Origin of the sequence: Microbacterium sp. AZCO (genome assembly GCF_039614715.1) — a bacterium.
GTDB lineage: Bacteria > Actinomycetota > Actinomycetes > Actinomycetales > Microbacteriaceae > Microbacterium.
This window is the reverse complement of sequence record NZ_CP154857.1, coordinates 2668530-2688456: the sequence shown is the minus strand read 5'-3', so window position 1 is coordinate 2688456 and position 19927 is coordinate 2668530. Positions and strand designations below refer to the sequence as shown.

Below are 19927 nucleotides of genomic sequence, written 5' to 3'. Positions count from 1 at the left end.
CGATGACCACGACACTCATCAAGGGCGGCACTGTCGTCTCGGCGACGGGACGCAGCGAGGCCGATGTCCTCATCGACGGGGAGACGATCACGGCCGTGCTCGCGCCCGGTTCGCAGCTGCTGGGAACGGATGTCGCGGCATCTGTCGACACCGTCATCGACGCCACCGGGAAGTACGTCATCCCCGGCGGCATCGACGCGCACACCCACATGCAGCTGCCGTTCGGCGGCACGTCGGCCAGCGACACGTTCGAGACGGGCACACGCGCGGCGGCGTGGGGCGGCACGACGTCGATCATCGACTTCGCGGTGCAGACCTACGGCACGAAGGTGCCCGACGGACTGGCCAAGTGGCACGAGCTCGCGGCGGGGAACTGCGCGATCGACTACGGGTTCCACCAGATCATCGGCGGCATCGACGACGAATCGCTGAAGTTCATGCCCACCCTCATCGACGAGGGCATCACGAGCTTCAAGCTCTTCATGGCCTACCCCGGCGTCTTCTACTCCGACGACGCGCAGATCCTGCAGGCGATGCAGGTCTCCCGCGACACGGGTCTGCTCACGATGATGCACGCCGAGAACGGGCCGGCGATCGACGTGCTCGCGAAGCAGCTCGTCGAGCAGGGGAAGTCGTCGCCGTACTTCCACGGCATCGCCCGCGCGTGGCAGATGGAGGAGGAGGCGACGCACCGCGCCATCATGCTCGCCGACGTCACGGGCGCGCCGCTCTACGTCGTGCACGTGAGCGCCAAGCAGGCGGTCGAGCAGCTCGCGTGGGCGCGCGACAAGGGGCAGAACGTCTTCGGCGAGACGTGTCCGCAGTACCTCTACCTGTCGCTCGAGGAGCAGCTGGGTGCGTCGAGCGAGGAGTGGGGCGACTTCGAGGGCGCCAAGTGGGTGTGCTCGACGCCGCTGCGCTCGCGGGCCGAGGGGCACCAGGACCACATGTGGCAGGCGCTTCGCACCAACGATCTGCAGATGGTCTCGACTGACCACTGCCCCTTCTGCATGAAGGACCAGAAGGAGCTCGGGCTCGGCGACTTCCGCAAGATCCCGAACGGCATCGGATCGATCGAGCACCGGATGGACCTCATGTACCAGGGCGTCGTGACCGGGAGGATCACGCTCGAGCGCTGGGTCGAGCTGACCTCGACCACGCCGGCGCGGATGTTCGGGCTCTACGGCCGCAAGGGCGTCATCCAGCCGGGTGCGGACGGCGACATCGTCGTCTACGACCCGAACGGGCACACGTCGATCGGGTACGACAAGCGGCCGGATGGCTCGCCTACCGGCAAGACGCATCACATGAACATGGACCACTCGGCGTGGGAGGGCTTCGAGATCGACGGCCACGTCGACACCGTGCTCTCGCGCGGCAATGTCATCGTCGACGGCGGCGAGTACCTCGGATCGAAGGGCGACGGGCGCTACCTCAAGCGCGGCCTGTCGCAGTACCTCCTGTGACCGGCGTCGACCCTTCGACGAGCTCGCGGACCGAGTAGGAGCATCATGGATTTCGGCGTCGTCCTGCAGACCAACCCGCCCGCGTCTCGCACCGTGCAGCTCGCGAAGCTCGCCGAGGCGCACGGCTTCACCCACGTGTGGACGTTCGACTCGCACCTGCTGTGGGAAGAGCCGTACGTCATCTACTCGGCGATCCTCGCCCAGACGAACCGCATCACCGTCGGCCCGTTCGTGACGAACCCGTCGACGCGGGACTGGACGGTCACGGCCTCCGTCTTCGCGACGCTCAACGAGATGTACGGCAACCGGACGATCTGCGGCATCGGGCGCGGCGACTCCGCCGTGCGCGTCACGAACGGCAAGCCGGCGACCCTCGGCGAGGTGCGCGAGGCGATCCACGTCATCCGCGAGCTCGGCAACTCGCGGGCCGTCGAGTACAAGGGCGCGACGCTGCAGTTCCCGTGGAGCCGCGGGTCGTCCCTCGACGTATGGGTCGCCGCCTACGGGCCGCTCGCGCTCAAGCTCGCCGGCGAGGTGGGCGACGGCTTCATCCTCCAGCTGGCCGACGTCGACATCGCGGCGTGGATGATCAAGACGGTCCGGGATGCCGCCGCCAACGTCGGCCGCGACCCGGACTCTCTCGCCTTCTGCGTCGCGGCCCCGATGTACATCGGGACGGACTGGGCGCACATGCGCGATCAGTGCCGGTGGTTCGGCGGGATGGTCGGCAACCACGTCGCCGACATCGTCGCGAAGTACGGTCACCACGGCGCGGTGCCGGACGCCCTCACGGACTACATCGCGGGCCGGACCGGCTACGACTACAACACGCACGGAAAGGCCGACAACGACCACGTCGACTTCGTGCCGGACGAGATCGTCGACCGGTTCTGCATCCTCGGCACGGCCGACGAGCATATCGCCAAGCTCGAGCAGCTCCGCGCGCTCGGCGTGACGCAGTTCGCCGGCTATCTGCAGCACGACAACAAGGAGGAGACGATGCGCGTGTACGGGGAGCACGTCATCCCCGCCGTATCCGAGCACGTCACGGCCAAGTCGTGAGGCGCGTGCGACCGGTCCTCCTCGGTGTCCTCGGGGTGGTTCTCCTCGCCGTGCTCTGGGAGGCGTACAAGGCCGTGGCGCCCGCGGAAGGCGTCGTGATCGGAGGGCTCACGGTCCTTCCGCGCACGAGCGCGCTCGCGATGCCGCACGTCTGGGAGATGGTCGCGCGCTCGCTGGAGCCCGTCACGCGCTCGCCCGGAGCGCCCCCGCTGTGGCTCGCGACGGTCCAGGCGGCGCTCGTGACGCTCGGGATCGCCGCCGTCGGATGGACGATCGGGGTCGCCGTCGGCTTCGGCATCGCCGTGCTGATGCAGCGCTTCCGCACGGCCGAGTCGGCGCTCCTGCCCTGGGTCGTGCTGAGCCAGACCGTGCCGCTCATCGCCCTCGCCCCCCTCGTGCGCCGATGGGGCGCGCAGCTCGAGCTCGGCTCTCTCCATTGGGAGAACTGGATGTCGGTCGCCGTCATCGCCAGCTACCTCGCCTTCTTCCCCGTCTCGGTCGGCGCGCTCCGCGGCTTCTCCTCGCCGGAGCGCGCGCAGCTCGACCTCATGCGCGCGTACGGCGTCGGCTGGTGGCGCACCTTCGCGAGCCTCCGGCTGCCCGCCAGCGTGCCCTACCTCATCCCGGCGCTGCGCCTGGGCGCCGCCGGCGCGGTCGTCGGCGCCGTCGTCGCGGAGGTGTCGATCGGCATGCGCGGCGGCATCGGCCGCGCCATCGTGGAGTACGCCGCGAGCGGGAGCTCGGACCCGGCGAAGCAGTGGTCGCCCATCTTCGGCGCGGTCCTCATCGGACTGCTCGCGGCGGGATTCGTCGTGATGCTCGGCGTGGGCCTTCGTCGCTACCGCAGAGGAGAGGTGACCCAGTGACGACACGGGATGACACGCATCGGGATGCCGCGACCGCGGCGGTGCACGTGCAGGGCGTCTCGAAGGCGTTCACGACCGGCAAGGGCACGACCGTGCAGGCGCTGGAGGGCATCGACCTCACGGTCGCCGACGGAGAGTTCGTCTCGCTCATCGGACCGAGCGGCTGCGGCAAGTCCACGCTGATGCGTCTCATCGCCGATCTCGACGAGCCCTCCGAGGGCGCGATCTCGGTCTTCGGCAAGCCGCCGCGTCGTGCGCGTCTGGATCAGGACTACGGCATCGCCTTCCAGCAGGCGGGGCTGTTGCCGTGGCGCACGGTGCGGGGCAACGTCGAGCTTCCCCTCTCGCTCCACGGCGCGAGCCGCTCCGCGCAGCAGGCGCGCGCGAAGGAGCTGCTCGACCTCGTCGGGCTCGCCGACTTCGCCGACCGGTTCCCCGATCAGCTCTCGGGCGGCATGCAGCAGCGCGTCGCGATCGCCCGCGCCTTCGCGGAGAAGCCCAGGCTGCTGCTCATGGACGAGCCGTTCGGCGCGCTCGACGAGATGACGCGCGAGACGATGCAGACCGAGCTCGCCCGCATCTGCGCCGAGACGGGCGCCGCGGTCGTGTTCGTGACCCACTCCATCCCGGAGGCGGTGTTCCTCTCCGACCGGGTCGTCGTCATGTCTCCCCGCCCCGGACGGATCACCGCCGTCCTCGAGATGGGGCTGCGCGGCGAGGAGCGCACGGAGCAGCTGCGCGAGGACGCGGCGTTCTTCGAACGGGTGAGCGCCGTGCGCGAAGCGCTGCACGGCTCGCCGCAGGCGGGACCCCGCGGAGTGGAGACGCGATGAACGCCGACCGCGTGCGCGTCGTCGCATCCCCGATCGTCTTCGGGCTCGCCGCGCTCGCGCTCTGGCAGGTCATCGTCGTCGTGTTCCAGATCAAGCCCTTCGTCGTGCCGAGCCCGCTGTCGATCGGCGACCAGTTCGTGTCGCGTCTCGACGTCATCTGGCTCGCGAGCCTCGGCACCGCGGCGAACGCCCTCGTCGGGCTCGTCGTGGGCACCGTCGTCGGCACGCTCTGGGCCCTGCTGGCGGCCGCCTGGCGCCCGGCGGACGAGGTGACCGCGCCGCTGATCACAGCGCTCGCCGTCATCCCGATCGTCGCGCTCGCCCCCGTCTTCTACGCGATGTTCGGGGCGAGCGTCGAGACCGGCCGGCAGATCGTGGCAGCGGTCGCGGTCTTCATCCCGGTGTACTTCAACGTGCTTCGCGGACTGCGGCAGGTGAGGCCCATCCACCGCGACCTGATGCGCGCCTACGCCGCCTCCGCCCAGCAGATGAGCCGTCATGTCACGCTGCCCGGAGCCCTGCCGTTCTTCTTCACGGGCCTGCGCATCGCGTCATCCCTCGCCGTCATCTCGGCCCTCGTCGCGGAGTACTTCGGCGGTCCGGTGAGCGGCCTCGGCAAGGCGATCACGTCGGCCGTCTCGTCGAGTAACTACGCGCTCGCGTGGGCGTTCGTCCTCGGCGCCATCCTCACGGGACTCCTCTTCTACTGCGCCGTCTATGCGCTGGAGGCCGTCGTCATGAGCCGCTTCCGTCATTGACCTGCCGCGCTCGCGCGACCGGAACACCGAGAGAGCACCACCAGAAGGAGGAAATCCCATGAAGCACAGCACACAGCGGCTGCTGGCCGTCGGCGCGTTCGGCGTCGCGGCCGCTCTGGCCCTCGCCGGCTGTTCGTCCGGCGGATCGGCGGAGCCGAGCGAGAGCGGCGGCCTCACCCCCGTGACCCTTCAGCTCCAGTGGCTGTCTCAGGCGCAGTTCGCGGGCTATTACGCCGCGCTCGCCGAGGGCTATTACAAGGACGAGGGACTGGACGTCACCATCCAGGAGGCGGGCACCGACACGGTTCCGATCGACGTGCTCGCCGCGGGCGATGCCGACTTCGCGATCTCGTGGGTCCCGAAGGTGCTCGGATCGATCGAGCAGGGCACGAATGTGACCGACATCGCGCAGATCTTCGAGCGCTCGGCCACGACCCAGATCTCGTTCAAGGACGCGGGGATCACGACGCCGGAAGACCTCAAGGGGAAGAAGGTCGGCAGCTGGGGATACGGCAACGAGTGGGAGCTGTTCGCCGGCATGCAGAAGGCGGGAATCGACACCTCGAGCGACATCACCCTCGTGCAGCAGGCGTTCGACATGAACGGATTCCTCGCGGGTGACATCGACGCGGCGCAGGCGATGACCTACAACGAGTACGCCCAGGTGCTCGAGACGGTCAACCCCGCGACGGGGGAGCTCTACCAGCCCGACGACCTGAACGTCATCAACTGGAACGACGTCGGCACCGCGATGCTGCAGGACGCCATCTGGGCCGACGCCGACCGGCTGGAGTCGGACTCCGACTACGCCGATACGGCCGTCCAGTTCATCAAGGCCTCGATCAAGGGCTGGGTCTACGCGCGCGACAATCCGGAGAAGGCTGCGCAGATCGTGACGGATGCCGGATCGACTCTCGGCACCAGCCACCAGCTCTGGATGACCAACGAGGTCAACAAGCTGATCTGGCCCTCGACGAGCGGCGTCGGCACGATCAACAAGGACCAGTGGGACCAGACGGTCGACATCGCCCTGAAGACGAAGAACGACACCGGCTCCACGATCATCACGACCGATCCGCCCAAGACCGCTTACTCGAACACGTACGTCGAGAAGGCGCTGAAGGAGCTGAAGGACGAGGGCGTGGACGTCATGGGCGACTCGTTCGCTCCCATCACGGTGACGCTCAACGAGGGCGGCAACTGAGAGCGCGGACAACACGGGTCGCCCTGCCCGCCGCGGGCAGGGCGACCCGATGATCCGCCTTTCCCACGGCCCGACCGGCCGGTCCCGGCCCGCGCGGGCCCGGACGGGGCGAGAATGGCAGGCATGACCGAGACCCACGCGACCACCGATCTCGACGGACTCGCGACGGAGCTCGACCGCGAGTACGTCTTCCACTCGTGGTCGGCGCAGGGGGCGCTGTCTCCCATCGTGATCGCCGGGGGATCCGGCAGCGTCGTGTGGGATCACGCGGGCCGGCGCTACCTCGACTTCTCGAGCCAGCTCGTCAACGTCAACATCGGGCACCAGCATCCCGCCGTCATCGACGCGATCCACCGCCAGGCCGACCAGCTCGCGACGGTCGGCCCGGCGGCGGCGAGCCTCGTGCGCGGCGAGGCGGCGAAGCGGATCATCGCGCGCGCACCCGAGGGCTTCTCGAAGGTCTTCTTCACGAACGGCGGCGCCGACGCGATCGAGAACGCGATCCGCCTGGCTCGGCTGCACACCGGGCGCGACAAGGTGCTCTCGACCTACCGCTCGTACCACGGCAACACGGGCGCGGCGATCGTCGCGACGGGGGACTGGCGACGGATGCCGAACGAGTTCGCCCGCGGACACGTGCACTTCTTCGGCCCCTACCCCTACCGCTCGGAGTTCTGGGCGACGACGCCGGAGGAGGAGAGCGAGCGCGCGCTGCAGCACCTGCGCCGCGTCATCCAGTCGGAGGGGCCGGCCACGATCGCGGCGATCCTCCTCGAGTCGGTTCCCGGGACGGCCGGCATCCTGATCCCGCCGCCGGGCTATCTCGCCGGCGTGCGGGCGCTCGCCGACGAGTACGGCATCCTCCTCATCCTCGACGAGGTCATGGCGGGATTCGGCCGCACGGGCCGCTGGTTCGCGTTCGAGGGCTATGACGTCGTGCCCGACCTCATCACCTTCGCGAAGGGCGTCAACTCGGGCTACGTCCCGATCGGCGGCGTCGTCATCCCCGAGCGCATCGCCGCGACGTTCGACGACCGCGTCTTCCCGGGCGGACTCACCTACAGCGGCCATCCGCTCGCTGCGGCCTCGATCGTGGGCGCGCTCGACGCGATGGAGTCCGAGGGCATCGTCGAGAACGCCCGCCGCATCGGTGCCGAGGCGATCGGGCCCGGACTTCGGGCTCTCGCCGAGAAGCACGAGGCGATCGGCGAGGTGCGCGGCGAGGGCGTGTTCTGGGCGCTCGAGCTCGTCGCCGACCGGTCCACCCGCGAGCCGCTGCCCGCCGCCGCGATCGGCCGGGTGAAGAGCGAGCTCGTGTCGCGCGGCCTCCTGCCCTTCCAGGCCGACAACCGCATCCACGTCGTTCCGCCGTGCGTCGTGACCGCCGACGAGGTCGAACAGGCGCTCGCCATCTACGACGACGCGTTCGCCGCGGCACTCTGAGCGCGGCATCCCGATGCACCCGCTGACTTCCGTGCCGTCTGTCGTCTCCGTCGATGAGGCCGAACAGCTGCTCGCCGCCGACCTGGACGAGCTCTTCGCCCGCGCGTCGGCCCTCCGCGACGACGGCCTCGCCGCCGCCGGCCGGCCGGGGGTCATCACGTACTCGCGCAAGGTGTTCGTGCCGCTCACGACGCTGTGCCGGGATCGCTGCCACTACTGCGTCTTCGTCGACACTCCCGGGCAGCTGAAGCTCAAGCGGGCACCGCTGTTCATGTCGGACGAGCAGATCCTCCGCGTCGTGCGGGCGGGCGCGGAGCTCGGCTGCAAGGAAGCGCTGCTGACGCTCGGCGACCGGCCCGAGGACCGCTGGCCCGAGGCGCGGGCGTGGCTCGACGGGCACGGCTTCGCCTCGACGCTCGACTACGTCGCGCACGCCGCGCGGCTCATCACCACCGAGACGGGCCTGCTCGCGCACCTGAACCCGGGCGTCATGAGCGCCGCCGAGCTGCGCGATCTGCGACCGACGGCGCCGTCGATGGGGATGATGCTCGAGACGACCTCGCGTGCGATCTTCGACGAGCCCGGCGGAGCGCACTACGGCTCGCCCGACAAGGACCCCGCGGTGCGCCTGCGGGTGATCGACGACGCCGGCGCGGCCGGCATCCCGTTCACGACCGGCATCCTGGTGGGCATCGGCGAGAGCGTCCGCGACCGGGCCGAGTCGCTCGTCGCGCTGCGCGAGCTGAGCGAGCGCCACGGGCACGTGCAGGAGGTCATCGTGCAGAACTTCCGCGCGAAGCCGGGGACGGCGATGCGGGGGACTCCGGATGCCGAGCTCCGCGAGTATCTCGCGACGGTCGCCGTGGCCCGGATCGTCCTCGGGCCGAACGCCCGCATCCAGGCGCCGCCGAACCTCAGCGACCCCGCCGAGCTCGATCTGCTCGTGCGCGCGGGCGTCGACGACTGGGGCGGCGTCTCGCCCCTGACCGCCGACCACGTCAACCCGGAGCGGCCGTGGCCGCACCTCGACGACCTCGCGGCCCTCACCGCGGCGTCGGGGTTCGAGCTGCGCGAGAGGCTGACGGCGCACCCCGAGTACATCCGGGATGCCGACCGGTGGATCGACGCGGGTCTGCACGAGGCGGTGGCGCGGCTCGCCAACCCGGAGTCGGGGCTGGCGGCGGTGCCGGACGCCGCCGCAGCGTCGGAGAATCGCGGCAACGTCGGAGCGACACGCCGTGGCGCGTCCGACGAAGCGCACATTCTCCGACGAAGCGGTGCGACGATTTCCGCCCTCGTCGAGCGGGCCGCGGCGGACCCCGAGGCTCTCGACGACGCCGACTGGGTTGCTCTGCTCACCGCCACCGGCGCCGACCTCGAGGCGCTCGTCGGCACCGCCGACGAGGTGCGCCGATTCACGGTGGGCGAGGCCGTGAGCATGGTCGTCAACCGCAACCTGACGTCGAGCCACTTCCGCGCGGATCCGGGCGCGCCTCCCGAGTTCGGAATCCAGGATGCCGCGGCCGTCGCCCGCGACGCCGTCGACCTCGGTGCGACCGAGGTGTGCGTGCAGGGCCTGCTGCCCGTGACGGAGGACCCGCAGGGATACCTCGACCTCGCGCGGGCCCTCGCCGACGCGGCGCCCGGCCTGCACCTGCACGCCTACCGCCCGCAGGACGTCGCCGACCTCGCCGGCCGCGCCGGCCTCACCCTCCCCGAGACGTTCGCCGCCATGACGGCCGCGGGTGTGACGTCCGTGCCCGGCACCGGTGTCAAGGTGCTCAGCGAGCGCGTGCGCGCCGAGGTCGCTCCGGCCGACCTCGAGATCGACCGCTGGATCGAGATCATCACAGCCGCGCATGGGGCGGGCCTGCACTCGACGTCGGTGCTGTTCTACGGGCACGTCGAGACGGCCGCCGAGCGCATCGCGCACCTGCGCACCCTGCGCACGATCCAGGCAGCCGGGTCGGCGGGCTCAGGAGGCGGTTTCACCGAGTTCGTGCCGATCCCGCTCCCGGGCTGGGGTGTGCCGCTCGTCGCCGACCGTTCGCCGGCCGACGAGCACCGCGCGATGGTCGCCGTCTCGCGGCTGCTCCTGGCCGGCAGCATCCGCCATGTGCAGATCCCCTGGACCCGCCACGGCCGCGACCTCGCGATCGAGCTCCTGAAAGCGGGCGGCGACGACCTCGGCGGAACGCTCCTCGACGGGCGCGTGCTGCCGGAGTCGGGCGTCGAGCACGGCCTCGAGTTCCCGCTCGCCGACGCGTCGGCGCGGGTCGCGAGGCTGTTCCGCCCGTTCCGCGAGCGCACAACGGACTACCGCCAGGTGTCGCCGTGACGCGCCACGTCGAGATCGCCGTCATCGGCGCCGGATTCGCGGGGCTCGCGGCGGCCATGACCCTCCGGGACGCCGGCCACGAGGTCGCCGTGTTCGAGCGGGCCGACCGGGTCGGCGGCACGTGGCGCGACAACACCTACCCCGGCGTCGCCTGCGACGTGCCCTCCCACCTGTACGGCTTCGCGCGGCATCCCGAACCGTCGTGGTCTGCCGAGTTCGCCCCGGGCGCGGAGATCCAGGCGTATCTCGAGCGCGTGGCCGCCCGCGAACGCCTCGACATCGCGTTCGACGCTCCGCTCCTCGACGCGGAGTGGGTCGACGATGCTTCGACGTCGCTCAGCGGAACTGCTTCGACGTCGCTCAGGGGAACCGCCGCGACCTGGCGCCTGAGCTTCGGCGGCGCGGAGCCGAGAAGCGTCGACGCCGAGGTGCTCGTCCTCGCGTGCGGGCGGCTCAGCGAGCCGCGCATCCCCGCGATCGCGGGGCTCGAGAGCTTCCCGGGTCCGATCTTCCATACCGCCCGCTGGGACCACAGCGCCGACCTCGAGGGGCGCCGCATCGCCGTGGTCGGCTCCGGCGCGAGCGCCGTGCAGGTCACGCCGCAGCTCGCCCGCCGCGCCGCGAGCGTGACCCTGTTCCAGCGCAGCGCCGCATGGATCGTCCCGCGGGGCGGACGCGCGTTCACCGACGCGGAGCGGGCGCGGTTCGCACAGCATCCCGACGAACTCGCCGCCCTCCGCGCCCGCCTGGACGCCGAGGGGGAGGCGCGGTTCTCCTCCCGCTCCGGGGGAGTGGATGCCGCGGCCGCCGAAGCCGCCGCGCGAGCTCATCTCGCGGCACAGGTCGAGGACGAGCGTCTGCGGGCGCTCCTCACACCCGACTATGCCTTCGGCTGCAAGCGGGTCCTCCTCTCCGACGAGTTCTACCCTGCCCTCGCCTCGGGGCGAGTGGCCCTCGAACCCAGTGCGCTCGCCGCCGTCGCGGGCGACGAGCTGGTCGCGGCATCCGGCATCCGCTATGCCGGCGTCGACGCGGTCGTGCTCGCGACCGGATTCCAGACGACCCGCCAGCCGTACGCGAAGATCGTGCGCGGCGAGGGCGGCGTGACGCTCGAAGAGCACTGGGGGAGCGGGATGACGTCGTTCGCCTCGACGGTCGTCGCGGGCTTCCCGAACCTGTTCGTGCTGAACGGGCCCAACGCGTCGCTCGGCCATACGTCGTCGGTGCTCATGCTCGAGGCGCAGGCGGAGTACGCCGCCGCCACCCTCGCACGACGCGCGCGCGGCGGAGTGCTGCGCCCCCGCCCCGACGCCGAGCGCGCGTACACGAGCATGGTCGACGAACGCGCGGCCGGCACGCCGTGGCTGACGGGTGGATGCCGCAGCTGGTATGTCGACGAGCGCTCGCGTCGTCTGACGCTGGTGTGGCCGGGCACGGTCGGCGACTATCGCGGCGTGACAGCCGCCGCCGACGGCTCGGAGTTCCACGACGCCCGGATGCCCGCGCTGCGGGCGGAGGAAGGATCACGATGACGGTACCGATCAGGTTCGGGTACAAGGCATCCGCGGAGCAGTTCGGGCCCGCCGAGCTGCTCGACTACGCGGTGCTCGCGGAGGAGGTCGGGTTCGACTCGGTCTTCGTGTCCGACCATCTGCAGCCGTGGCTGCACGAGGGCGGGCATGCCCCGGCATCCATCCCCTGGCTCGGCGCGCTCGGCGGCAGGACCTCGCGCGTGCTCATCGGCACGTCGGTGCTGACGCCCACGTTCCGGTACAACCCGACCGTCGTCGCGCAGGACTTCGCGACGCTCGGGGTCATGTACCCGAGGCGCGTGATCCTCGGCGTTGGCACGGGAGAGGCGCTCAACGAGGCGAACCTCGGCATCCCGTGGCCCGAGCCGCCCGAGCGGTTCCGCCGGCTGAAGGAGGCGATCGGTCTCATCCGACGCCTCTGGTCGGAGGACCGCGTCACCTTCGACGGCGAGTTCTACACAACCCGCAACATCACCATCTACGACAAGATGGACGACCCCGTGCCGATCTACATCGGCGCCGCGGGACCCGCGGCCACACGTCTGGCCGGACGCATCGCCGACGGGTTCATCACGACGAGCGGCAAGAAGCGCGAGCTCTACACCGACACCCTGCTGCCCGCGCTGCACGAGGGTCTCGAGAAGGCCGGGCGCCCCGACGACGCGATCGACACACTCATCGAGATCAAGGTCTCGTACCACCCCGACCGCGACGTGGCGATGGAGAAGACCCGGTTCTGGGCGCCCCTCGCGCTGAGCCCCGAGGAGAAGATGGGCGTCGACGACCCGCTGGAGATGCAGCGCCTCGGCGAGGAGCTGCCGATCGAGCGCGCCGCGTCGCGGTTCATCGTGTCGGACGACCCCGAGGAGCACATCGAGCGGATCGCCTGGTACATCGGGCTCGGATTCCGCCACCTCGTGTTCCACGACCCGGGCGCCGATCAGGAGGACTTCCTGCGGCGCTACGGCGCGGAGATCCTTCCCCGTCTGCGAGAGCGATTCTCGTGACGGATGCCTCCGCGGAAGGCCGCGACGGCGGCGCGGCTGCGCGCTGGGCGGTCGTGATCCCCGTCAAGCCTGCCGCCCGGGGCAAGTCCCGGCTCGTCGTGCCCGGGGTCGATCGGGTGACCCTCGCGCGGGCCATCGCCCTCGACACGATCGAGGCCGTCGCGGCCTGCGAGGTCGTCGACCGCGTCATCGTGGTCGGCGACGACGGCGGGCTCGTGCTGGGCGCCGTCGGCATCCCCGGTCTGCGGCTCGTGCCGGAGCCGTCGCCCGGTGGCCTCGACGCCGCGATCGCGGCGGGCATCGCGGTGGCCGACGAACGCACGCCGCGCGCCGCTCTGCTCGGAGACCTTCCCGCCCTGCGACCCCCCGACCTCGCCGCCGCGCTGCGCGCCGCCGCGACGGTGGCGCGCGCGGCCGTCGCCGATGCCGACGGCACCGGGACGACGCTGCTCACGGCGGCGCCGGGGGTCGCGTGGACGTCGGCGTTCGGCGACGGCTCGTTCGCCCGGCACCGCGCGCTCGGCGCGGTGCCGCTCCCCGTGACGGATGCCTCGACCCTGCGCCACGACGTCGACACGGCGGATCAGCTCGAGACCGCCGCCGCGCTCGGGCTCGGACCGCGCACCGCTGCCCTGTGGCGGGTGGATCATCGGGTGCGGCCCGTCGCCTAGCCTCGCGCGGCCTCGCCCGGCCTCGCCCGGGTCGCCGGGTCGCCGGGTCGCCCGGTCGACCGGTCGCCCCGTCGCGCGGTCGCGCGGTCATCGGGGCGTCATGTGCGGCACGTACCGTAGGACGGTGACCGCACAGCATGACATCCGCCTGATCGCCGTCGACATGGACGGCACGCTGCTCGATGGCGAGGGCCACATCCCCGACGAGCTGTGGCCCCTGCTCGACGAGCTCGATGAGCGGGGCATCCTCTTCGCGCCGGCAAGCGGACGCCAGCTCGCGACGCTCCGCCGCTCGTTCGACCACGCCCGCGACGATGTCGTGTACATCGCCGAGAACGGCGCCTACGTCGTGCGCGGTGACGACGAGATCAGCTCCGATGCGCTCGACCCGGAGTTCGCGGCGGGCGTCGTGCGCCGCGTGCGGGCACTCGCCGAGCGGGGCTTCGACCTCGGACTCGTCGTGTGCGGCAAGCGCTCCGCCTACATCGAGCGAGTGGATGCCGCCTTCCGCGCGGAGAGCGACCGGTACTACGCGAAGATCGAGATCGTCGACGATCTGCTCGAGGTCGACGATCAGGTGCTGAAGCTCGCCGTCTACGACTTCCGCGATGCGGAGCGGTCGGAGCCGGAGTTCGCGGACCTGCGCGAGACGCACCAGGTCGTCGTCTCCGGCCATCACTGGATCGACCTCATGAACCCGGGAGTCAACAAGGGCATCGCGCTCGAGCGGCTGCAGACCGCGCTCGGCATCACGCGGGCGCAGACCGCCGCCTTCGGCGACTACCTCAACGACCTCGAGCTGCTCGATGCGGCCGCGTACTCGTTCGCGATGGCGAACGCGCACCCCGAGGTGCTCGAGCGGGCCGCGCACCGCGCGCCGTCGAACGTCGAGCAGGGTGTGCTCACCACGATCCGCCGCCTGCTCGACGGCGAGGACCTCGCCGCCGGGTGAGTCTCGCCGAGGCGTGATGGTCGGGGCGGCCCTCCGCTTCGCAGGAGATCTCCACCCTGCAGGATGATCCGAGCCCGGATCGTCCGACCCAGCGGATTTCTCCTGCGCGAGGCATCGCCGTGCCGCCCGGGCGGGGGCAGGATGGGAGCATGCCCACGATCCCCACTGTGACCCTCAACGACGGCACGGACTTCCCCGAGCTCGGTCTCGGCACCTACAACCTGCGCGGCGACGACGGGATCGCCTCGATCGTCGCCGGCATCTCGTCGGGCTACCGCCTGCTCGACTCCGCCGTGAACTACCAGAACGAGTCCGAGGTGGGCGCCGCGGTGCGCCGAGCGGGCGACGAGCTGGGCGTCGGCCGTGACGAGCTCATCGTCACGACGAAGATCCCCGGGCGCGACCACGGCTACGACCGGGCGATGGCGAGCGCCGAGGCATCCCTCGCCGCTCTGGGTCTGGATCGCATCGACCTCTACCTCATCCACTGGCCCAACCCGAGCGTCGGCAAGTACCTCGAGACGTGGCAGGCGATGATCGCGCTGCGCGAGGGGGGACTCGTGCGCTCGATCGGCGTCTCGAACTTCACCGAGGCGATGCTCACCGAGCTCATCGACGAGACGGGCGTCACACCCGCCGTCAACCAGGTCGAGCTGCACCCGTACTTCCCGCAGGGCGCACTGCGCGCGTTCCACCGCGAGCACGGCATCCGCACCGAGAGCTGGAGCCCCCTCGCGCGCCGCAGCGAGCTGCTCTCGGAGGGTGTCGTCGGTGACATCGCCCGTGCCCACGACGTGACGCCGACCCAGGCCGTGCTGCGCTGGCACGTGCAGCTCGGCTCGACGCCGATCCCGAAGTCGGCCGACCCCGCACGCCAGGTCGAGAACGCCGACGTCTTCGGGTTCGAGCTGTCCGACGACGAGGTCGCCGCGATCTCGGGTCTCGAGCGCGGACGCCTCTGGGACGGCGACCCGAACCACCACGAGGAGATGTAGCGCACGCCGCCGCCCCGCGCGAGGTCGTGATTGGCGATCTCGCGCGGGTCAGGCGCGGAGCGCCGCGAGCCACTCGGCGAACGTCTGCGTGCCGAGGTCCGCGTCGGGGCCCGGCAGCAGCGAGCCGTCGCGCTGCGCGCGGCCGAGCTCGCCCGGCAGGCTGACCGGGACGATCGTGCCGCGGAGCCCCGCCGCCTCCCGGTAGCCGCGCACCATCTCCACGAGTGACTCCTCCCGCGGGCCGCCGAAGTCACGCGCCCTACCGTTCACGGGCTCCGACTCGGCGAAATCGACGAGCCGCGCTCCGACCTCGCTCACCGCGACCGGCTGCGTGCGGGCCCGCGGAGCCGCGTGCAGCAGGCCGAGGCCGCCGGACTCCCACACCTGCCGGGCGAATTCGTGGAACTGCGTCGTCCGGGCGATCGTGAACGGGATGCCGCCGTCCGCGGTCGCGTGCTCCTGCGCGAGCTTCCCGCCGTACAGGGCGTACGACGCGGCGCGATCGCAGCCGACGATCGAGAGCACCACGACGTGCCGCACCCCGGCGGCCGCGCCAGCGGTCATGAGCGAGCTCGTCACCGCCCTGTGGAAGCCCGTGGGATCGACCTTCGCCGGAACACCCGACGCGTCGATCACGGCATCCACGCCCACGAGGGCCTCGGCGACTCCTGTGCCGCGCACGAGATCCACCCCGGTCGAGCGGGCGAGCACGACGACATCGTGTCCGCGCGCGCCCGCGACGGCGACGGCCTGCGCACCGGCCCGGCCGGTGCCTCCGGCGACGGCGATCCTCATGTGCGGCCCTCTCTATCGAGCGCGACGCGCGACCCGCGGCGTCCTCGCCGACGCTACTCGCCGCCCCGGACCGCCCGCTCGTCGGTCCCTCGACGACGAGACACCGAGGCGGTGCGGGACCTCATCGGGGATCAGGTCCTGTGCACGATCTCGCAGTCCCCGCCGGGCGACACGATCGCCTCGTGCCCGTCGTCGAACCGCACGACGAGCAGCGGATCGTCGGCATGCCCGCGCAGCTCGACGACTTCGCCGGTCCGCTCGGCCATCCCGACCGCACGCCCATGGATGAGGACACGGTCGCCCACAGTGGCTTGCATGGCGCACCTCCTGCCGTCACGATACGACCGCGGAGGGCCGACGAAAAGGCCGGGGCCCGGGTCGGCAAAGCCAGGGCGTCGTGTCGGGAAGGCCGGGGCCGTGTCGACGAAAAGGCCGGGGCCCGGGTCGGCAGAGCCCGGGCGTCGTGTCGGGAAGGCCGGGCGCCGTGTCGGGAAGGCCGGGGCCGTGTCGACGGAAAGACCGCGGCCGTCTCGACGGGAAGCCCGGGTGCAGCGCCTGCCGGAAGTGTCCGCCGCATCGACGAATGGGGCCGGCGCGGCGTCGGCGGGAGGAGGGGCTAAAGCCTCGCCCCGTCGTCGTCCTCGTCGTACAGCTCGGGCGTGCGCCCGCGCGACGACTCATAGGCCATGATCCAGCCGATCGACACGATCGCGGCGATCATGAGTCCGAGCAGGATGCTGCCGAGCACAAGCCCGATGATCGCGCCGGTGCCGAGCAGCACGACAGTGCCGACGATCCACCCGATGCGGCCACGCGGCCACCCTCGTCCCGGTCGGTCCGGCCCACCCGATTGCGTCATGTCGTCAGCCTAGGGGCCGGTGCCCGGCGCCGGACGCCCCGGCGCGGGGTGCGGCCGCGCCTCGCACCGCCGCGCGGCACCGTGCCGCAACCCGCGGTCGCACCGCGCCCCGCGCCCCGCGGCACCACGCAGCGAGGCGCGGCCTCACCGCGCCCCGCGCCACCCACCTCACTGCTGGGCGTTGAGCGCGACCATCCAGTCGATGCCGAACTTGTCGCGCAGCATCCCGAACCGACCGCCCCACGGCGGGGTCTCGTACGGCATCGTGACAGTGCCGCCCTCGGACAGGGCATCCCAGAAGCCCTGCAGCTTGGCCTCGTCCTCACCGCTGACCGAGACCGAACTGCCGGCCGGCTCGCGGTAGGGCATGCTCGACGGCGTGTCGGAGGCCATGAGCACGAAGCCGTCGGGGCTCGTGAGCTGCGAGTGCATCACGAGGTCCTTCTCGGCAGGGTCCTCCACCATCCCCACGAAGTCGCCGAACGTGGAGATCTGGAGGTCGCCGCCGAAGACGCTCTGGTAGAACTCGATCGCGTCGCGGGCGTTGTCTTTGAACGAGAGATACGGATTCAGGCTGAGCATGGAACTCCTCCTCGGGGGTGGATGGTCGGGTCTGCCGCCCTCGGCCCGCGGCGCGACCCAGTGTCCTCGGGGCCTCCGACATCCGCAAGATGCTCAGGCGTCGGCGTCCGGAACCTTCTCGCCCGCCGCCCAGTCGATCGCGGTCGCGAGGGCGCTCAGCGGAAACAGCCGGAACTCGGCCGGCATGAGGAATCCGAGCCCGTGGACCATCTGGCCGATCACGCGGCGGTTGGTCACGAGCGCGACGCGCCCCCAGGCGCCTTCGGGCTTGCCCTCCAGCAGCACGTCCTGCCAGAGCGCGCTCAGCGAGTAGCGGTCGAATTCGTCGCCGAGCACGAAGACGAGGTTGACCTTCTGGCCTTTGGCGACGGCCGCATCGATCGCGGGGTCGAGCACCGAGCGGTAGTCGGCGGCCTCGACGACGCCGACGGCACGGAAGCCCAGCACTCCGGGGGGAAGGTCGGGAATCGGGTCGATCATGGCATCATCCTGGCGAAGAGGTCGACTCGCACGCCAGGGGCTTGATCAGCGCTCGCGATGGTCTTCCGGATGCAGCCGCGGGCCGCGGCGTGCCTCGTGCACGCCGCTCAGGCCGATGAGCCGGATGACCCGCTGCCGATGCCCCGCCCACGGTTCGAGGAGCGCGATCATGCCGTCGTCGTCGGTGCGCGCCCCCGTGAGGGCGAACCCGACCTCGTGCGCGAGGTGGTAGTCGCCGACGCTCACGGCATCGGCGTCGCCGTACGCCCGGATGCGCGTCTCGGCGCTGGTCCACGGTCCGATGCCGGGGAGGCTCACGAGCACGCGCTCGCGCGCCTCGCCGCCGGCTGCGGTGTCCACGGCCCGCGCGATCGAGTCGCCGTGCTGCGCCGCAGCGACGACGGTCCGCGCCTGCGGCGGCTCGAGCCCGGCACGGTGCCACGCCCACGAGGGGATGCGGCGCCACCCGTCGATCGTGGGCGGCGCGAACATGGGGCGCGGCGTCGGTCCGGGGGCTCGCTCGCCGAACCACGTCACGATCCGCCGCCACGCGCCGAATGCCTGCATCCCGGTGACCTTCTGCTCGAAGATCGCACTCGCGAGGGCGTCGAAGAGCAGATCCGTGCGGCTGAGCCGCAGGCCGGGGTTGCGGTGGTGCGCATCCGCGATGAGCGGGTGGATGCCAGCCTCGAACCCGGAAGGATCGTCGGCGTCGCCGCACAGGGCGGGCAGCTGGCTCAGCGCCCAGTGCCGGCCCGGGCCCCACGCCGCCCCGCGCACGACCCCCGCAGGCGACTCGCGCAGCGCGAGGGTGGCGACGCCCTCCGGAGTGCGGCTCGCACGCCAGATGACGGCGCCGTCGGTGGTCATCGTCGGGTCTCCCGCGCCGTGCCGCTGGTACAGCACGGTGCGAGCGAGGTCGAGGGGATGCCGCGGCCGATACTCGGTCTCGAGCGCCCGGCCGTGGTCGGGCCGAGGGTCTCGCGCCCGCTGTCCGGCGACGCCGGGCAGGGCCCGGATGCGGGACAGCGAGGTCGTCATGCGCTCACCCTACGCGCCGGGCGCCGACATTCCCGAACCGTCTCTGCGCGCCGATGTGCGCGAAGATCTGGCAACTCGGCGCCGATCCGCCACATCTTCTGGCAACTCGGCGGAACGAGGGGGAACGAGGCGGAACGAGGGGCGGCCGGGCGAGTCAGAAGCGGTCGGGCGAGGGCGTGCCGTGCCCGTAGCGGATCACGACGTCGGCGTGACGGTCGAAGCGGTAGCCGACGCCGCGCACGGTGCGCACGATGTCCTCGTAGCGCCCGAGCTTGGCGCGCAGGCGACGGACGTGCACGTCGATCGTGCGCTCGCCCGGCGCGTCGTCGTCGCCGGCCTGCCACAGCGACGAGACGAGCTCGTTGCGCTCGATCGTGCGGCCCTCGCGGAGCACGAGGTACTGCAGCAGCTCGAACTCCTTGAACGTGAAGGCCGCGGACTCGCCCTCGATCAGCACGCGCTTGCGCGAGATGTCGACGACGACGCCTCCGGCGGTGCGCTCGTCGTCCTCGGGCTCCTCCTGCTTCGTGCGGGCGACGGCCGACGGCTCGTGCAGCGCGAGGCGCACGACGTCGACATCGCGTCCGCCCGCTCCGACGGGAGCGAGGGCGACGGTCGCGTACGTCTCGGCGTTGGGTGCGAGGTCGGCGATCGTGCGGCGGAGCGCGTCGACGAGGAGGGGGAGCGAGACGCCGGCGGCGGCCGCCTTGACCTCGTCGAGGCCCACGTAGAGGGCGAAGCCGCGGGGCGCGGTGCCCGGGGGCAGGTTGCGCTGGGCGGGAGCGGCCGGCGCCTCCACGGCGGGGGCGTCCGCGCCGGGGGCATCGACGGTGGTCACGGGAGCGGTCACGGCGCGGAGGTGGCGGACGGGAGCGGCGGGGGCGGAGGTGCGGTCGAGGAGAGCGGTGGTCGACATGATGACGAAGTCCTAGCGGGAGTCCGGCGGCAGCCGGTGATGTGTCGTTGTTCGGCCGGGAGGCCGGGCCCTGGGGGCCGTGTGCGACGCATCGGATGGCGCGGAGGGGTGGGGCGCATCGATGCAT

The 19927-nt window shown here is 71.5% G+C and carries 20 protein-coding genes; 13 read left to right on the top strand and 7 right to left on the bottom strand.

Annotation, left to right across the window (positions count from 1 at the left end; translation table 11 throughout):
• Positions 1-2: 2 nt before the first annotated feature.
• The 13 genes from hydA (at position 3) to AAIB33_RS12360 (ending at position 15127) form a co-directional block, all read left to right on the top strand.
• Positions 3-1466, top strand: a complete 1464-nt coding sequence (gene hydA, locus AAIB33_RS12420; protein WP_345800268.1) for a dihydropyrimidinase — start codon at positions 3-5, stop codon at positions 1464-1466.
• A 45-nt stretch (positions 1467-1511) separates the two neighbouring features.
• Positions 1512-2528 (top strand): TIGR03842 family LLM class F420-dependent oxidoreductase, encoded by a 1017-nt coding sequence (locus AAIB33_RS12415; protein WP_345800267.1) that lies wholly within the window; start codon positions 1512-1514, stop codon positions 2526-2528.
• A gap of 35 nt (positions 2529-2563) precedes the next feature.
• Entirely contained in the window at positions 2564-3394 is an 831-nt protein-coding gene (locus AAIB33_RS12410) for an ABC transporter permease subunit (protein WP_345800266.1), read from the top strand.
• Positions 3391-4227 (top strand): ABC transporter ATP-binding protein, encoded by an 837-nt coding sequence (locus tag AAIB33_RS12405; protein ID WP_345800265.1) that lies wholly within the window; start codon positions 3391-3393, stop codon positions 4225-4227. The genes AAIB33_RS12410 and AAIB33_RS12405 overlap by 4 nt, the downstream gene beginning before the upstream one ends.
• Complete coding sequence (locus AAIB33_RS12400) at positions 4224-4985, top strand: ABC transporter permease subunit (protein WP_345800264.1); 762 nt, start codon at positions 4224-4226, stop codon at positions 4983-4985. The genes AAIB33_RS12405 and AAIB33_RS12400 overlap by 4 nt, the downstream gene beginning before the upstream one ends.
• Positions 4986-5043: 58 nt before the next feature.
• Positions 5044-6189 carry an ABC transporter substrate-binding protein gene (locus AAIB33_RS12395; RefSeq protein WP_345800263.1) on the top strand — a complete coding sequence of 382 codons (1146 nt, stop codon included), beginning with the start codon at positions 5044-5046 and terminating at the stop codon, positions 6187-6189.
• A 123-nt stretch (positions 6190-6312) separates the two neighbouring features.
• On the top strand, positions 6313-7632 hold the full coding sequence (locus AAIB33_RS12390) for an aspartate aminotransferase family protein (RefSeq protein ID WP_345800262.1): 1320 nt from the start codon (positions 6313-6315) through the stop codon (positions 7630-7632).
• A 31-nt stretch (positions 7633-7663) separates the two neighbouring features.
• A complete protein-coding gene (cofG, locus tag AAIB33_RS12385) occupies positions 7664-9970 on the top strand; it encodes a 7,8-didemethyl-8-hydroxy-5-deazariboflavin synthase CofG (protein WP_345800261.1) in 2307 nt (768 codons plus the stop codon).
• Positions 9967-11502: an NAD(P)/FAD-dependent oxidoreductase gene (locus AAIB33_RS12380; protein ID WP_345800260.1), complete on the top strand. Its 1536-nt coding sequence runs from the start codon at positions 9967-9969 to the stop codon at positions 11500-11502. Before cofG ends, AAIB33_RS12380 begins: the two co-directional genes overlap by 4 nt.
• Positions 11499-12509, top strand: a complete 1011-nt coding sequence (gene fgd / locus AAIB33_RS12375) for a glucose-6-phosphate dehydrogenase (coenzyme-F420) (RefSeq protein WP_345800259.1) — start codon at positions 11499-11501, stop codon at positions 12507-12509. Before AAIB33_RS12380 ends, fgd begins: the two co-directional genes overlap by 4 nt.
• Positions 12506-13180 carry a 2-phospho-L-lactate guanylyltransferase gene (gene cofC, locus AAIB33_RS12370; RefSeq protein WP_345800258.1) on the top strand — a complete coding sequence of 225 codons (675 nt, stop codon included), beginning with the start codon at positions 12506-12508 and terminating at the stop codon, positions 13178-13180. Before fgd ends, cofC begins: the two co-directional genes overlap by 4 nt.
• 124 nt (positions 13181-13304) lie before the next feature.
• Complete coding sequence (locus tag AAIB33_RS12365) at positions 13305-14132, top strand: Cof-type HAD-IIB family hydrolase (RefSeq protein WP_345800257.1); 828 nt, start codon at positions 13305-13307, stop codon at positions 14130-14132.
• 149 nt (positions 14133-14281) lie between these two features.
• Positions 14282-15127, top strand: a complete 846-nt coding sequence (locus tag AAIB33_RS12360; RefSeq protein ID WP_345800256.1) for an aldo/keto reductase — start codon at positions 14282-14284, stop codon at positions 15125-15127.
• A 48-nt stretch (positions 15128-15175) separates the two neighbouring features.
• Here the strand turns inward: AAIB33_RS12360 and AAIB33_RS12355 are convergent, their stop codons facing one another.
• The 7 genes from AAIB33_RS12355 to AAIB33_RS12325 all read right to left on the bottom strand — a co-directional run bounded on the left by AAIB33_RS12355 (position 15176) and on the right by AAIB33_RS12325 (position 19800).
• Positions 15176-15922, bottom strand: coding sequence for a 3-beta hydroxysteroid dehydrogenase (locus AAIB33_RS12355; RefSeq protein WP_345800255.1), 747 nt, complete (start codon positions 15920-15922; stop codon positions 15176-15178).
• Between the two features lie 131 nt (positions 15923-16053).
• Complete coding sequence (locus AAIB33_RS12350; protein ID WP_345800254.1) at positions 16054-16239, bottom strand: DUF1918 domain-containing protein; 186 nt, start codon at positions 16237-16239, stop codon at positions 16054-16056.
• 299 nt (positions 16240-16538) lie between these two features.
• The gene (locus AAIB33_RS12345) at positions 16539-16781 is read right to left on the bottom strand and encodes a hypothetical protein (RefSeq protein WP_345800253.1); all 243 of its coding nucleotides are present in this window, start codon (positions 16779-16781) and stop codon (positions 16539-16541) included.
• Between the two features lie 168 nt (positions 16782-16949).
• Complete coding sequence (locus AAIB33_RS12340) at positions 16950-17363, bottom strand: VOC family protein (protein WP_345800252.1); 414 nt, start codon at positions 17361-17363, stop codon at positions 16950-16952.
• 93 nt (positions 17364-17456) lie between these two features.
• The gene (locus AAIB33_RS12335; protein ID WP_345800251.1) at positions 17457-17843 is read right to left on the bottom strand and encodes an STAS/SEC14 domain-containing protein; all 387 of its coding nucleotides are present in this window, start codon (positions 17841-17843) and stop codon (positions 17457-17459) included.
• A gap of 45 nt (positions 17844-17888) precedes the next feature.
• Positions 17889-18884, bottom strand: a complete 996-nt coding sequence (locus tag AAIB33_RS12330) for a DNA-3-methyladenine glycosylase 2 family protein (protein WP_345800250.1) — start codon at positions 18882-18884, stop codon at positions 17889-17891.
• Positions 18885-19038: 154 nt separating this feature from the next.
• Positions 19039-19800: a winged helix-turn-helix domain-containing protein gene (locus AAIB33_RS12325; RefSeq protein WP_345800249.1), complete on the bottom strand. Its 762-nt coding sequence runs from the start codon at positions 19798-19800 to the stop codon at positions 19039-19041.
• Positions 19801-19927: the final 127 nt, after the last annotated feature.

Excerpts from the sequence above, each read along its gene's own strand:
- AAIB33_RS12355 (WP_345800255.1), bottom strand. The coding sequence starts at position 15,922 with ATGAGGATCGCCGTCGCCGGAGGCACCGGCCGGGCCGGTGCGCAGGCC.
- AAIB33_RS12360 (WP_345800256.1), top strand. The coding sequence starts at position 14,282 with ATGCCCACGATCCCCACTGTGACCCTCAACGACGGCACGGACTTCCCC.
- AAIB33_RS12330 (WP_345800250.1), bottom strand. The coding sequence starts at position 18,884 with ATGACGACCTCGCTGTCCCGCATCCGGGCCCTGCCCGGCGTCGCCGGA.
- AAIB33_RS12395 (WP_345800263.1), top strand. The coding sequence starts at position 5,044 with ATGAAGCACAGCACACAGCGGCTGCTGGCCGTCGGCGCGTTCGGCGTC.
- hydA (WP_345800268.1), top strand. The coding sequence starts at position 3 with ATGACCACGACACTCATCAAGGGCGGCACTGTCGTCTCGGCGACGGGA.
- AAIB33_RS12350 (WP_345800254.1), bottom strand. The coding sequence starts at position 16,239 with ATGCAAGCCACTGTGGGCGACCGTGTCCTCATCCATGGGCGTGCGGTC.
- AAIB33_RS12390 (WP_345800262.1), top strand. The coding sequence starts at position 6,313 with ATGACCGAGACCCACGCGACCACCGATCTCGACGGACTCGCGACGGAG.
- AAIB33_RS12415 (WP_345800267.1), top strand. The coding sequence starts at position 1,512 with ATGGATTTCGGCGTCGTCCTGCAGACCAACCCGCCCGCGTCTCGCACC.
- AAIB33_RS12325 (WP_345800249.1), bottom strand. The coding sequence starts at position 19,800 with ATGTCGACCACCGCTCTCCTCGACCGCACCTCCGCCCCCGCCGCTCCC.
- AAIB33_RS12340 (WP_345800252.1), bottom strand. The coding sequence starts at position 17,363 with ATGCTCAGCCTGAATCCGTATCTCTCGTTCAAAGACAACGCCCGCGAC.
- fgd (WP_345800259.1), top strand. The coding sequence starts at position 11,499 with ATGACGGTACCGATCAGGTTCGGGTACAAGGCATCCGCGGAGCAGTTC.
- AAIB33_RS12400 (WP_345800264.1), top strand. The coding sequence starts at position 4,224 with ATGAACGCCGACCGCGTGCGCGTCGTCGCATCCCCGATCGTCTTCGGG.
- AAIB33_RS12345 (WP_345800253.1), bottom strand. The coding sequence starts at position 16,781 with ATGACGCAATCGGGTGGGCCGGACCGACCGGGACGAGGGTGGCCGCGT.
- AAIB33_RS12335 (WP_345800251.1), bottom strand. The coding sequence starts at position 17,843 with ATGATCGACCCGATTCCCGACCTTCCCCCCGGAGTGCTGGGCTTCCGT.